This is a genomic window from Saccharothrix algeriensis (assembly GCF_016907655.1).
Lineage (GTDB): Bacteria > Actinomycetota > Actinomycetes > Mycobacteriales > Pseudonocardiaceae > Actinosynnema > Actinosynnema algeriense.
Window position 1 is genome coordinate 2,020,343 of sequence record NZ_JAFBCL010000001.1, and the last position, 12,755, is coordinate 2,033,097.

General features: G+C 71.5%; 14 protein-coding genes. 3 read left to right on the top strand and 11 right to left on the bottom strand.

Annotated features, from left to right (window positions below; translation table 11 throughout):
* Positions 1 to 37 precede the first annotated feature (37 nt).
* From JOE68_RS08950 to JOE68_RS08980, 7 genes are all read right to left on the bottom strand, one after another.
* Positions 38 to 877, bottom strand: a complete 840-nt coding sequence (locus JOE68_RS08950; protein WP_204841856.1) for a DegV family protein — start codon at positions 875 to 877, stop codon at positions 38 to 40.
* An 11-nt stretch (positions 878 to 888) separates the two neighbouring features.
* A complete protein-coding gene (octT, locus tag JOE68_RS08955) occupies positions 889 to 1,620 on the bottom strand; it encodes a diglucosylglycerate octanoyltransferase (RefSeq protein WP_307819588.1) in 732 nt (243 codons plus the stop codon).
* The gene (locus tag JOE68_RS08960) at positions 1,617 to 2,231 is read right to left on the bottom strand and encodes a histidine phosphatase family protein (RefSeq protein ID WP_204841858.1); all 615 of its coding nucleotides are present in this window, start codon (positions 2,229 to 2,231) and stop codon (positions 1,617 to 1,619) included. Before JOE68_RS08960 ends, octT begins: the two co-directional genes overlap by 4 nt.
* Positions 2,228 to 2,614: a ribosome silencing factor gene (gene rsfS / locus JOE68_RS08965; protein WP_204841859.1), complete on the bottom strand. Its 387-nt coding sequence runs from the start codon at positions 2,612 to 2,614 to the stop codon at positions 2,228 to 2,230. Before rsfS ends, JOE68_RS08960 begins: the two co-directional genes overlap by 4 nt.
* Before the next feature lie 69 nt (positions 2,615 to 2,683).
* Positions 2,684 to 3,277 carry a nicotinate-nucleotide adenylyltransferase gene (nadD, locus tag JOE68_RS08970; RefSeq protein ID WP_204841860.1) on the bottom strand — a complete coding sequence of 198 codons (594 nt, stop codon included), beginning with the start codon at positions 3,275 to 3,277 and terminating at the stop codon, positions 2,684 to 2,686.
* Positions 3,278 to 3,504: 227 nt separating this feature from the next.
* Positions 3,505 to 3,726, bottom strand: a complete 222-nt coding sequence (locus JOE68_RS08975; protein ID WP_204841861.1) for a ferredoxin — start codon at positions 3,724 to 3,726, stop codon at positions 3,505 to 3,507.
* A 125-nt stretch (positions 3,727 to 3,851) separates the two neighbouring features.
* Positions 3,852 to 5,117, bottom strand: coding sequence for a glutamate-5-semialdehyde dehydrogenase (locus JOE68_RS08980; protein WP_204841862.1), 1,266 nt, complete (start codon positions 5,115 to 5,117; stop codon positions 3,852 to 3,854).
* A gap of 116 nt (positions 5,118 to 5,233) precedes the next feature.
* Here JOE68_RS08980 and JOE68_RS08985 point away from each other — a divergent pair, with 116 nt between their 5' ends.
* The 3 genes from JOE68_RS08985 (at position 5,234) to JOE68_RS08995 (ending at position 9,337) form a co-directional block, all read left to right on the top strand.
* Entirely contained in the window at positions 5,234 to 7,315 is a 2,082-nt protein-coding gene (locus tag JOE68_RS08985) for a RecQ family ATP-dependent DNA helicase (RefSeq protein ID WP_204841863.1), read from the top strand.
* Entirely contained in the window at positions 7,312 to 7,854 is a 543-nt protein-coding gene (locus JOE68_RS08990) for a GNAT family N-acetyltransferase (protein ID WP_204841864.1), read from the top strand. Before JOE68_RS08985 ends, JOE68_RS08990 begins: the two co-directional genes overlap by 4 nt.
* A gap of 208 nt (positions 7,855 to 8,062) precedes the next feature.
* Positions 8,063 to 9,337 carry an MFS transporter gene (locus tag JOE68_RS08995; protein ID WP_204841865.1) on the top strand — a complete coding sequence of 425 codons (1,275 nt, stop codon included), beginning with the start codon at positions 8,063 to 8,065 and terminating at the stop codon, positions 9,335 to 9,337.
* 44 nt (positions 9,338 to 9,381) lie between these two features.
* Here the strand turns inward: JOE68_RS08995 and proB are convergent, their stop codons facing one another.
* The 4 genes from proB to rplU all read right to left on the bottom strand — a co-directional run bounded on the left by proB (position 9,382) and on the right by rplU (position 12,702).
* Positions 9,382 to 10,512, bottom strand: coding sequence for a glutamate 5-kinase (proB, locus tag JOE68_RS09000; RefSeq protein ID WP_307819590.1), 1,131 nt, complete (start codon positions 10,510 to 10,512; stop codon positions 9,382 to 9,384).
* Entirely contained in the window at positions 10,509 to 11,960 is a 1,452-nt protein-coding gene (gene obgE, locus JOE68_RS09005; protein ID WP_204841866.1) for a GTPase ObgE, read from the bottom strand. The genes proB and obgE overlap by 4 nt, the downstream gene beginning before the upstream one ends.
* A gap of 149 nt (positions 11,961 to 12,109) precedes the next feature.
* A complete protein-coding gene (rpmA, locus tag JOE68_RS09010) occupies positions 12,110 to 12,373 on the bottom strand; it encodes a 50S ribosomal protein L27 (protein ID WP_073889563.1) in 264 nt (87 codons plus the stop codon).
* 14 nt (positions 12,374 to 12,387) lie between these two features.
* Positions 12,388 to 12,702 (bottom strand): 50S ribosomal protein L21, encoded by a 315-nt coding sequence (gene rplU / locus JOE68_RS09015; RefSeq protein ID WP_121003137.1) that lies wholly within the window; start codon positions 12,700 to 12,702, stop codon positions 12,388 to 12,390.
* Positions 12,703 to 12,755 lie beyond the last annotated feature (53 nt).

A 12,755-nucleotide genomic window follows, 5' to 3' on the forward strand; every position in this document is an offset into this window, starting at 1 on the left:
AACCTGTGGACAACTTCAGGGGCTGTGGACAACTCCCCTACTCGTAGCCTCCGGGAAGCACCACGACACCCAGCACACCGGGCCCGGTGTGCGCGCCGATCACCGCTCCCACCTCGGAAATCAGGCATCCGGAGGCGCCGGGGACCCGGTCGTCGAGCAGCGTCGCCAACTCCGCCGCACGCTCCGGAGCGGCCAGGTGGTGCACCGCCAGGCCCACCGGTCCCGGCCCCGCGGCCGAAGCCGCCAGCTCGACCAGACGGCCCATCGCCCGGCTCGTCGTCCGCACCTTCTCCAGCGGCACGATCCGACCGTCGTCCACGTGCAGCAGGGGCTTGACCGCCAGCGCCGTGCCCACCAAGGCCGCCGCCGTGCCGATCCGACCGCCCCGCCGCAGGTGGTCCAGGGTCTCCACGCAGAAGAACATGCGAATCCGCTCGGCCGCGCGGGCCGCCGCTCGCTCGGCCCCGGCCCCGGCCCCGGCCGCGCAGGCCGCCAGCACGGCGAACCCCAGCCCCATCCCCGTCGCCCGCGAGTCCACCACGCGGACCCGAGCCGGGTCGACCTCCTCGGCCGCCAGCCGCGCCGCCTCCCACGTCCCGGAGAGTTCGCGGGACAGGTGCACCGAGACGATCCCGTCCGCACCGTCGGCCAGCACCGACCGGTACACCTCGGCCAGCTCGCCGGGCGTGGGCCGGGACGTGGTGACCCGCCGGTGCTCCCCCAGTGCCTTCGCCAGCTCCGCCGGCCCGAAGTCGACGCCGTCCAGCCTGCTCCGACCGTCCACCGCCACGTGCAGCGGGACGACCCGGATGCCGTGCCGCTCGGCGAACCCCTCCGGCAGGTACGCCGTGGAGTCGGTGACGATCGTGGTGGACACGAGTGCCGAGACTACGGCTCGGTCCCGGTGGAGTGGTCCACCGCCACGGACCTGATGAGTTCCGCCATGGCCGCGCCCACCAGGGCGTGCCCCTCCCAACCCCAGTGCATCCCGTCCGGGTTGCCGCGCCGCGCCCGCACGTGGTCGCCGACCAGCGGAGGAACGTCCAGCAGCGGAACGCCCGCCCCCGAGGCCCAGGTCCGCACCGCCCGCTCGCCTGCCGACCGCCCGGTGTGCACGCCCGCGTACGTCGGGGAACGGTGCACCGACGGCGTCATCCCGACCGCTCGGACACGGGGCTCCAACGCCTGCACCGATCGGACGCACGAGTCGAGGTAGCGCACCGTCAGATGGGGCGGCAACGCCACCGGGAAGCCTCCGAGCAGGCGCGACAGCCCGGGTTGAAGCGCGCGGTAGGCGCTGCGCGCCCGCCGTCGAAGGCCGTCAGGGCGCAGGTAGCGCAGCCCTTGGCGCAGGAACGTCGGCAACGGCGAGGGCAACGTGTCCATGTGACCGACGGCCAGCACCAGCACGTCGGTGCGCGGCAGCAGCGACCAGACGCGCGGGTCACCGGTCAACGCCCACCAAGCGTCCCGCGCGGTCCAGCCGAACCCGGCCACCAGCTCCGCGTGCCCACCCAGAGCGGTCGCCGCGACGTTCGGCCACAATCGCGGGTGGTCGGCGGGCAAGGGCCCCTGAGGGCCGTGGAACGTCAGCGAGTCACCCAGGACGAGCAGTCTCACCGGGTGGTGCCGGCGTTGTACGACAGCAGCCGCCAACGCCCGTCGCCCTGCGGACGCCGGGCGAACACCGTCCAGTGGCAGTTGCCGATGCCGCCCAGCAGCGCCCACCGGTCCACCGACAGGTCCAGCAGCCGCCCGGTCAACGCGCTGATCAGCCCGCCGTGCGCACACAGCATCACGGTGCCGGAGAACTCCGCGTCCACCGCCTCGACCACCGCGAGCGCGCGCTCGGCCACCTCGACGCGCGTCTCCCCGTCGGGTGGCGCGAGTGTCCCGTCGGCGCGCCACGCGTCGAGCCGGCCCGGCCACTCGATCTCGATCTCGTCGCTGGTCAGGCCCTGCCACTTGCCGAGGTTCGTCTCCCTGAGCCGCTCGTCGACCCGCAGGCCGATCCCGGTGGCGGAGGTGAACACGGTCGCCGTGTCGCGCGCCCGCCGCAGGTCGGAGGACACCACCAGCTCGGGGGCGAACCCGGCGAGGACCGGCACCGCGAACCGGGCCTGGTTCCACCCGGTCTCGGTCAACGCCGAGTCCAGGTGGCCCTGCATGCGCCCGGTCGCGTTGTGGTCGGTCTCACCGTGCCGCCACAGCACGAGCCGGTTCAGGGTCATGCCTCGGCGACCTCGTCGGTCACCGGCCCGGCGTCGAACTCGATGCGCGGGCAGTCCTTCCAGAGCCGTTCGAGGCCGTAGAAGCTGCGCTCCTCCACGTGCTGGACGTGCACCACCACGTCCACGAAGTCCAGCAGCACCCAGCGGCCTTCGCGAGCGCCCTCGCGGCGGACCGGCTTGCGGCCCGCGTCGCGCAACTTCTCCTCGATGTTGTCCACGATCGCGCCGACCTGCCGCTCGTTGGGAGCGGACGCGATCACGAACACGTCCGTGATCACCAGTTGGTCGGACACGTCGAGCACGATCACGTCGTGCGCCTTCTTGTCGGCCGCCGCGTTAGCGGCGACCAGCGCCAACCGTCGTGCCTCGTCGGTGGCTGCCACGTTTCTCCTCATCACCTCGGCGGACGCCGATACGCCCGCACGAGTCAATGAGGGTACCGGCGTCCGGCGTCAGTCCGGCACCGAGTAAAGCCTCGTCTTCGATATGTACTGAACGACACCATCGGGCACCAGGTACCAAACGGGCAGGCCGGAAGCGGTACGGGACCGGACGGCGGTGGACGAGATGGCCATCGCGGGGACCTCGACGAGGGACACCGCACCGGGCGGCAGGTGGGTGTCCACCAACTCGTAGCCCGGCCTGGTGACACCGATGAAGTGGGCCAGCCCGAACACGTCGTCGGCCCGCCGCCAGGACAGGATCTGCTCCAGCGCGTCGGCGCCGGTGATGAAGAACAGGTCCGCGTCGGGGTGCATGGCCTTGAGGTCGCTGAGCGTGTCGACCGTGTACGTGGGCCCACCCCGGTCGATGTCGACACGGCTGACGGAGAACCTCGGGTTGGACGCGGTCGCGATGACCGTCATCAGGTAGCGGTCCTCGGCGGGGCTGACCTCGCGGTCGCTCTTCTGCCACGGCTCACCGGTCGGCACGAAGACCACTTCGTCGAGCCCGAAGCGGGCCTGGACCTCACTGGCCGCGACGAGGTGGCCGTGGTGCACCGGGTCGAAGGTGCCACCCATGACGCCGATCCGGCGGTTGGACATGGAACACGAGCCTAGTTCGAGTGGTGCGCGGGCGGTCCATCGCTCCCCGAACAACCGCCCGCGCACCGGTCCCCCGGCTGCGACCCTGGGGGAGGAGATCGCCACCGCGGGAGCGCGACCCGTCCCCGATGCGTGGCCGCGCGACAGTGAGATGCCGTCCGCGGCCACCTATGACGCCCTCGGGCGAGACTTTTCCACCCGCCAGAGGTGATTGCCGTCACATCGGGTCAGGTCTGCGGAGCGAGGACGGAGCCGTCCGATTCGCGCACCAGGATGGCTTCCACCGGGCACGACTCCGCCGCGTCGAGGACTGCGTTGTTGGGTTCCACGGAGGTCGTAACCGGTGTCGACACGCCGTTCTCCAACCGGAAGTGCTCGGGCGCGACCCCGGCGCACACCGCCGCCCCCACGCAGATCCTCCGGTCTACTTCCAGGCCCCAATCGTCCATGGATCCATCACCCCGTCGGCGAGACTGCGCGGTCCACGGACCAGTCTGCCGAGCCTGGTGACGACGTCATCCGCCGATCGGCGGGCCGTGACGAGGCAGACGAGTGTGACGGATGTCGCCCAGTGTCAGGACGAAGCGCGGACGTGCCCCTCTCCCCAGGCGACCCACTTCGAGGACGTCAGCTCCGAAAGCCCCATCGGGCCGCGCGCGTGCAGCTTCTGGGTGGAGATGCCGATCTCGGCGCCCATGCCGAACTCCGCGCCGTCGGTGAACGCGGTGGACGCGTTGACCATGACCGCCGCCGCGTCGACCCGCGCGGTGAACTGCCGGGCGGCGCGCACGTCGCCGGTCACGATCGCCTCGGTGTGGCCGGACCCGTACGCGGCGATGTGCCGGACGGCCTCGTCCAGCGAGTCGACCACGCGGGCCGCGATGTCCAGCGACAGGAACTCGGTGTCCCAGTCCTCGTCGGTCGCCTGCTGCACGCCGCTCTGGCGGGCGAAGGTCTCGTCACCGCGGACGGTGACCTCCTGCGCCTGGAGCGCGGCGGTGATGCGGGGGACGAACTCGTCGGCGACAGCCGCGTGCACCAGCAGCGACTCCGCCGCGTTGCACACGCTCGTGCGGCGGGTCTTGGAGTTCAGGACGATCCGCTCCGCCACGTCGAGGTCGGCCGCGGCGTCGACGTAGACGTGGCAGTTGCCCACCCCGGTCTCGATCGTCGGCACCGTCGCCTGCTCCACCACGGCGTTGATCAGCCCGGCGCCGCCGCGCGGGATCACCAGGTCGACCAGGCCGCGCGCGGTGATCAGGTGGCTGACCGAGGCGCGGTCGTGGCACGGCAGGAGCTGGACGCAGTCGGCGGGCAGGCCGGCGGCCTCCAGCGCGTCCCGCAGGATCGCGACCAGGGCGGTGTTCGAGTGCTCGGCGGAGGACGAGCCGCGCAGCAGGGCGGCGTTGCCGGACTTCAGCGCGAGGCCGGCGGCGTCCACCGTGACGTTCGGACGCGCTTCGTAGACCATGCCGACCACGCCCATCGGGACGCGGACCTGCCGCAGCTCCAGGCCGTTCGGCAGGACGGACCCGCGCAGCACCTCGCCCACCGGGTCGGCCAGCCCGGCCACCGTCTCCAGGCCCCTCGCCACACCGTCGACGCGCTTCCCGTCGAGCGCCAGGCGGTCGAGCAGGCCGTCGGACAGCCCCGCCGCGCGACCCGCCTCCAAGTCCTTGGCGTTGGCCTCCAGGACCTCCGCTGCGCGGGCGCGCAGCGCGGCGGCCATCTCGTGCAGCGCGGCGTCCTTGCGCTCGCGGGTGGCCAGGACCAGCTCATTGGCGGCGACGCGGGCGCGCCGGGCGGCGGCGTGCACCTGTTCGCGCAGGTCGTCAGTCACGTGAACCAGCCTACGGTCACCCGTTCGTGGTTGTCGCCGAGGTTCCCAGCCGACGGGAGGCGGCCCGGCGGCGCCGGGAATTAGAAACTGTCGTACCCCTCTGCCATGGTGGTCCGGTGGACGAAACGGCATTGCGCGAACTGGCCGAGGAGCGGCTGAGGGCTTTGGCGGGCCCTCAGGCGGTGCTGCGCGATGACCAGTGGGCGGCCATCCACGCCCTGGTCGCCGACCGGCGGCGGGCGTTGGTGGTGCAGCGGACCGGTTGGGGCAAGTCCGCCGTCTACTTCATCGCCACCGCGCTGCTGCGGTCCCTGGGCGAAGGGCCCACGGTGATCGTGTCGCCGCTGCTGGCGCTGATGCGCAACCAGGTCGCGGCCGCGGCTCGTGCCGGGGTGCACGCGGCGACCATCAATTCGGCGAACACCGATGAATGGCAGGACGTGAACCGCCGGGTGGTGGCCGGCGAAGTCGACGTGCTGCTGGTTTCACCGGAAAGGCTGAACAACCCGGATTTCCGTGACACGGTGCTGCCTTCGCTGACATCATCGGCAGGGCTGCTGGTGGTGGACGAGGCGCATTGCATCTCCGACTGGGGCCACGATTTCCGGCCCGACTACCGGCGGCTGCGGACGTTGCTGGCGGAGCTCCCGGCCGGGGTGCCGGTCCTGGCGACGACCGCGACGGCCAACGACCGGGTCGTGCGGGACGTGACCGACCAGCTCGGGCTGGGAGCCGGTTCGGACACGCTGGTGCTGCGCGGGGCGTTGGACCGGGAGAGCCTGCGGCTGGCGGCGGTCCGGCTGCCCACCGCCGAGGCTCGGTTGGGGTGGCTGGCCGAGCAGCTCGACCGGTTGCCGGGTTCGGGGATCATCTACACGTTGACGGTGGCGTCCGCCGACGACGTGGCGGCGTTCCTCCGGGAGCGCGGGTACGCGGTGGCGGCGTACTCGGGCCGCACCGATCCGGCGGAGCGGCAGCGCGCCGAGGAAGACCTGCTGGCGAACCGCGTCAAGGCGCTGGTGGCGACCTCGGCGCTGGGCATGGGGTTCGACAAGCCGGACCTGGGGTTCGTGGTGCACCTGGGTGCGCCGCCCTCCCCGATCGCCTACTACCAGCAGATCGGGCGCGCCGGCCGCGGCGTGGAGCGGGCCGAGGTGCTGTTGCTGCCGGGGCCGGAGGACCGGGACATCTGGGCGTACTTCGCGTCCCTGGCGTTCCCGCCGGAACGGGTGGTGCGGCAGGTGCTGGAGTCGTTGACCGCGGCGGGGCGGACGCTGTCGACGGCGGCGCTGGAGCCGATGGTGGAGCTGTCGCGCACTCGGCTGGAAGTGGTGCTGAAGGTGCTCGACGTGGACGGCGCGGTGCGTCGGGTGCGCGGCGGGTGGGAGTCGACCGGGCGGGAGTGGTCCTACGACGCCGAGCGGTACGCGCGGATCGAGGCGGCGCGCAAGGCCGAGCAGAAGGCGGTGCTGGACTACCTGAGCACACCGGGTTGCCGCATGGAGTTCCTGTTGCGGCAGCTGGACGATCCGCACGCGGCTCCGTGCGGTCGGTGTGACAACTGCACCGGGCAGCGGTGGTCGGCGGAGGTGTCGTCGGGCGCCGCGACGGCGGCACGGGAAAGGCTGCTGCGCCCCGGTGTGCAGATCGAGCCGCGCAAGCAGTGGCCGACCGGCATGGCGGCGGTCGGGGTGGGGCTGTCCGGCCGCATCCCAGCGGGCGAGGCGGCCGAGACCGGGCGGGCGCTGGGGCGGCTGACCGACATCGGCTGGGGCAACCGGTTGCGGGCGCTGTTCAGCGGTGAGGACCAGGAGGTGCCGGACGACGTCTTCGCCGCGTGCGTGAAGGTGTTGACGGCGTGGGGTTGGGCGCAGCGCCCGGTGGGCGTCGTGACGGTGGGGTCGCGTGGTCGTCCGGAGTTGGTGGGCAGCTTCGGGCGGCGCATCTCGACCGTGGGGCGGCTGCCGCTGCTGGGCCAGGTCTGGTTGGGCGAGTCGGTGCGGCGCGCGAACAGCGCCCAACGGCTGGCCGGTCTGGTGCGGTCCGCCGACGCACCCGATCTGTCCACTGTGGATGGACCGGTGCTGTTGGTGGACGACCAGGTCGACACCGGCTGGACGATGACCGTCGCGGCGCGCCTGCTGCGCCAAGCCGGTGCGCCGGCCGTGCTGCCGTTCGCGTTGGCGGTGACGGCGTGACCCTGACGGCGCAGCGGTTGTCGCTGCGGCACTTCCGGCCCGAGGACGCACCGGTGTTCGCGGCCTACCGGTCGGAGCCGGAGGTGGCGCGGTTCCAGGCGTGGGAGTCCCCGTTCCCGCTCGCGCTGGCCGAGGAGTTCATACGGGAGCTGTCGGCGCTGGACGCGGCCGAGCCGGGCTGGTTCCAGTACGCCATCGACGTGGACGGGGTGCTGGTCGGCGATGTCGGCGTCAACCTGCACGAGAACCGCAGGCAAGCCGAGATCGGCTACACCGTCGCCACCGCCCACCAGGGCAACGGGTACGCGACAGAGGCCGTCGGGCGCGTGGTGGAGCACCTGTTCGCCGAGCGGGGGCTGCACAAGGTGTCCGCCGAGTGCGACGCGCGCAACGAACGCTCGGCGAAGTTGTTGGCACGGCTGGGTTTCCGGCAGGAAGGACACCTGGTCGAACACACCTGGATCAAGGGCGAGTGGACCGATGACCTGTTGTTCGGCCTGCTCGCCCGGGAATGGAGGCCAACCGAACGGTCTCGGTAACGGATCTTCCGGCTCCAAGCACTTTGTGGTTGTGTCCAACCATGGCAGACGTCGAGGTCAAGACCCGACCACCGGTCCGCGAGCCCGTCACGATCGATGTCCGGGACGCTCCCACCAGCGGGTGCGCTCGTGAAGCTCTGCCGGGTCACGACACCAGCCCACATTATCGGCCGCATTCCGGCTTCCGGTCGCGAAAGGGCGCGTGGCGATGGGCGGGATAGCCGTGGGCGCGCAGGGGCATCGGTTACCGGTCCGCAAACTCGTCGCGGCGAGCATCGGGAATGCGATCGAATGGTACGACTGGACCATCTACGCAACTTTCAGCATTTATTTCGCCACGCAGATATTCCCGAAGGACAACGAGCAGTTGGCGTTGATCAACACGTTGGCGACGTACGCGCTGGCGTTCTTCTTCCGGCCGCTCGGCGGGTATCTGCTCGGTCGATTCGCCGACCTGCGTGGGCGGCGGACGGCGATGCTGCTGACCATCGTCCTGATGGCCGGCGGGTCGGTGGGGATCGCGGTGTTGCCCACCTACTCGCAGGCCGGGTGGTTGGCACCGATCCTGCTGGTGGTGGCTCGGATCGCCCAGGGGCTTTCCCTGGGTGGTGAGGTGTCGAACGCCTCGGCTTACCTCGCCGAGATCGCTCCGGCGGATCGGCGTGGGCGGTATTCGGCGTTCTTCTACATCTCGACCGGTGTGGCGCTGCTCCTGGCGTCGTTGCTCGGGTTCACGCTGGCCCGGACGATGGACGCGGCGGACCTGGCGTCGTACGGGTGGCGGATCCCGTTCCTCGTCGGCGGGGTGCTGGGGTTGGTCGGGTTGTGGTTGCGGCGCACCTTGGAGGAGACCGAGCAGTTCGCGCAGAACCGGGCGAAGGCCGAGCAGCTCAGGCGGCCGTTGGCGATGACGGTGCGGGAGCACCCGAAGGCCGTGGGGCGGTTGGTGGGGTTCACCATGCTGTCCACGTTGTGCTACTACACGTTCTTCAGCGCGCTGACGCCGTTCGCGGTCACCAACCGCAAGGCGGACGCCGTGGACGTGTTCCTGGCGCTGTCCATCGCCACGGTCCTGTTCATCGCCCTCCAGTACCCGATGGGGGCGTTGTCGGACCGGTTCGGGCGCAAGCCCCAGTTGCTGGTGTGGTCGGCGGCGACGGCGGTGCTGGTCGTGCCGCTGTCCACGTTGATCGGGCCCGACCTGGGCGGGTTGGTCGTCGTGTTCTGCGTGGGGCTCGGGCTCTACACGGCCATGACGTCGATCGCCCCGGCTGTGATGAGCGAGCTGTTCCCCACGGAGTTGCGCGGGTTGGGGATCGGCGCCTGGTACAACCTGACGGTCGCGTTGTTCGGTGGCACGGCACCGCTGGTGATCAAGGTTCTGCCCGGCACGACCTTCTTCTGGTACGTGGCGGTGGCCGCGGCGGTCGCGTTCGCGGTCATCCTCACGCTGCCGGAGACCAAGGGCAGCAAGTTGCGCTAGGTGGGAAGGCTCGGGCTGGGCCGGCTCGGGCTAGCCGGCTCGGGCTAGTCGGCGGGCAGGGGGACCAGGTCGTCGGCGTGGACGACTTCGCGGCGTTGTTCGGCGGGCAGGTCGTGGCTCGACCGGCCGATCAGGGCGGGGAGTTCGCCCGCGTCGAAGCCGACCACGCCGCGTGCGACGACGTGGCCGGACAGGTCGACCAGGTCGACCACGTCGCCGGCCTCGAAGGCGCCGTCGACCGCGGTGATGCCGGCGGCCAGCAGCGAGCGGCGGCGGGCGACGACCGCCGCGACCGCGCCGTCGTCCAGCGTGAGCCTGCCGGTCGCGTCGGCGGCGTGGCCGAGCCAGAAGCGGCGTGCCGACAGGCGCTGGCCGGTCACCGCGAACGCCGTGCCGACGTCGGCGGCGCTCAGGGCGCGCTCGGCGTCCGCTGCGCCTGCCAGGAGGACCGGGATGCCCGCCGAGGCGGCCAGGCGCGCGGCGGCGAGCTTGGAGGCCATCCCACCGGTTCCCAGGCCGGACGCGCCGACGGAGCCGGCACGGACGCCGTCGACGTCCGCCGCGCCGGCGACCTCGGTGATGCGCTGCGCGCCGGGGCGTCGCGGGTCGCCGTCGTACAGGGCGTCGACGTCGGAGAGGAGGAACAGGGCGTCCGCGCCCACCAGGTGCGCCACGAGGGCCGCCAGGCGGTCGTTGTCGCCGAAGCGGATCTCCTCGGTGGCGACGGTGTCGTTCTCGTTCACCACCGGCACCGCGCCCAGGGCCAGCAAGCGGGAGAAGGTGCGCTGGGCGTTGCGGTAGTGCGAGCGCCGGACCACGTCGTCCGCCGTGAGCAGGACTTGGCCGACGGTCAGCGAGTAGCGGCCGAACGAGTTCGCGTAGGCGTGGGCCAGCGTCAACTGCCCGACGCTCGCCGCCGCCTGCTGGGTGGCGAGGTCGCGGGGGCGGCGGGTCACGCCGAGCGGCGCCAGGCCGGCCGCGATCGCGCCGGACGAGACCAGCACGACCTGGCTGCCCGCCGCGCAGCGGGCGGCGACGGCGTCCACCAGGGCGTCCAGGCGGGAGCGGTCCAGGCCGCCTCCCGCCGTGGTCAGCGACGACGAACCGACCTTCACCACGACCCGGCCCGCCGCCGACACGGCCTGCCGGGCCTGCGACAACACCGACCCGGTCACTCGTCCTCTTCGAAGTCCTCGTAGTCGCCGGGCAGCCGTCGCGCCTTCTTCGCGGCCAGCCGCTCGGACGCGCCGACGCGGGTGTTGGCCTCCAGGCGGGCGTCCGTGCCGCGACCGGTCATGGTCATGGCGATACCGGCCGGGGTCGACGGTTCCCAGTCGAACACCAGGTCGCCGATGGTGACCTGGCAGCCGGGCACCGCGCCCATCTTGACCAGGACGTCCTCCACGCCCAGCCGGTTCAGCCGGTCCGCCAGGTAGCCGACGGCCTCGTCGTTGCTGAAGTCCGTCTGGCGGATCCACCGCTCGGGGCGTTCGCCGCGCACGATGAAGCCGCCCTCGACCTGCGGGTCCTCCACCACGGTGAAGCCCGCGTCGTCCACGGCGGTCGGCCGCAGCACGATCCGGGTCGCCTCCTGCCTGGGGCGCGACGCCCGGTACTCCTCGACCACGCGGGCCAGCGCGAAGGTCAGCTCGCGCAGACCTTCCCGGCTGGCCGTGGACACCTCGAAGACCGGCAGGCCGCGCGCCTCGATGTCCGGGCGCACGATCTCCGCAAGGTCCCGCGCCTCCGGGATGTCGACCTTGTTCAACACCACCACGCGCGGCCGTTCGGCCAGGTCGTCGGCCAGCGACGGGGTGTACTCGGCGAGTTCGGCTTCCAGCGCGTCGATGTCGGACAGCGGGTCGCGGCCGGGCTCGTAGGTGGCGCAGTCGACCACGTGCACGAGCACCGCGCAGCGCTCGATGTGCCGCAGGAAGTCCAGGCCGAGGCCCTTGCCCTGGGAGGCGCCGGGGATCAGGCCGGGCACGTCGGCCATGGTGAAGACGGTGTCGCCGCCGGTGATGACGCCGAGGTTGGGCACCAGGGTCGTGAACGGGTAGTCGGCGATCTTCGGCTTGGCCGCGGACAGCACCGAGATCAGCGACGACTTGCCCGCCGACGGGAAGCCGAGCAGGCCCACGTCGGCGACGGACTTCAGCTCCAGCACCAGGTCGTGCTGCTCCCCCGGTTCACCCAGCAGGGCGAAGCCGGGGGCCTTGCGGGCCTTGGACGCCAGCGACGCGTTGCCCAGGCCGCCACGACCGCCCTGGGCGGCGATCAGGCGCGTGCCCTCACCCGTCAGGTCGGCCACCAGCTCGCCCTCGGGCGTGAGCACCACGGTGCCGTCCGGGACGCGCAGCTCCAGGTCCGCGCCGTTGGCGCCGTCGCGGTTGCCGCCCTGGCCGCCCTTGCCGTTGCCGGCGGACGCGTTCGGGCGGAAGTGGAAGTCCAGCAGGGTGTGCACCTGCGAGTCGACGACCAGCACCACGTCGCCGCCCTTGCCGCCGTTGCCGCCGTCAGGGCCGCCCAGCGGCTTGAACTTCTCGCGGTGCACGGAGGCGACCCCGTTGCCGCCATCGCCGGCGGCGACGTGGATCACCACCCGGTCGACAAAACGGGACACGGGGAATCACTTCCAAGCGCTAGGTGCGGATCGACTCTGGGAATATCGACTCTGGGAATACCGGCTCTGGGAACACTGGCCCCGCGAACACCGCTGAGCGCCGTGGTCCGCGCATTCCCGCGGACACACGGCGCTCAGGAGGGACGTGCTCAGGCGGCAGCCTCGACCGGGACGATGTTCACGGTCTTGCGACCGCGCTTCGTGCCGAACTCGACCGCACCGGGCGCGAGGGCGAACAGCGTGTCGTCCTTGCCGCGACCGACGTTGACGCCGGGGTGGAACTTGGTGCCGCGCTGGCGGATCAGGATCTCGCCGGCCTTGACGACCTGACCGCCGAACCGCTTGACCCCGAGGTACTGGGGGTTCGAGTCACGGCCGTTGCGGGAGCTGGATGCACCCTTCTTGTGTGCCATGGCTAGTCAGATCCTCACTTACCGGTGATGCCGGTGACCTCGACGCGGGTCAGCTTCTGGCGGTGACCCTGGCGCTTGTGGTAGCCGGTCTTGTTCTTGAACTTGTGGATGCGGATCTTGGGACCCTTGGTCTGCTCGACGACCTTGCCGGTCACCGAGATCTTCGCCAGGGCGTCGGCGGCGGAGGTGACGTCAGAGCCGTCCACCACGAGGAGCGGCGCCGCGAACGTGATCTCGGTGTCCGGCTCGCCCTCGAGCTTCTCGACCTCGATGACGTCGCCGACAGCCACCTTGTACTGCTTGCCGCCGGTCTTGACGATCGCGTACATCGGGACGGAAGTCTCCTGCTACTCGACGGGACGGGGCCACGCGCGCCACAGTG

Coding starts and splice junctions, on each gene's coding strand:
- JOE68_RS08960 (WP_204841858.1), bottom strand. CDS start 2,231: ATGACCCTGAACCGGCTCGTGCTGTGGCGGCACGGTGAGACCGACCAC.
- nadD (WP_204841860.1), bottom strand. CDS start 3,277: ATGTCCAACCGCCGGATCGGCGTCATGGGTGGCACCTTCGACCCGGTG.
- JOE68_RS08975 (WP_204841861.1), bottom strand. CDS start 3,726: ATGGACGATTGGGGCCTGGAAGTAGACCGGAGGATCTGCGTGGGGGCG.
- JOE68_RS08995 (WP_204841865.1), top strand. CDS start 8,063: ATGGGCGGGATAGCCGTGGGCGCGCAGGGGCATCGGTTACCGGTCCGC.
- rpmA (WP_073889563.1), bottom strand. CDS start 12,373: ATGGCACACAAGAAGGGTGCATCCAGCTCCCGCAACGGCCGTGACTCG.
- rplU (WP_121003137.1), bottom strand. CDS start 12,702: ATGTACGCGATCGTCAAGACCGGCGGCAAGCAGTACAAGGTGGCTGTC.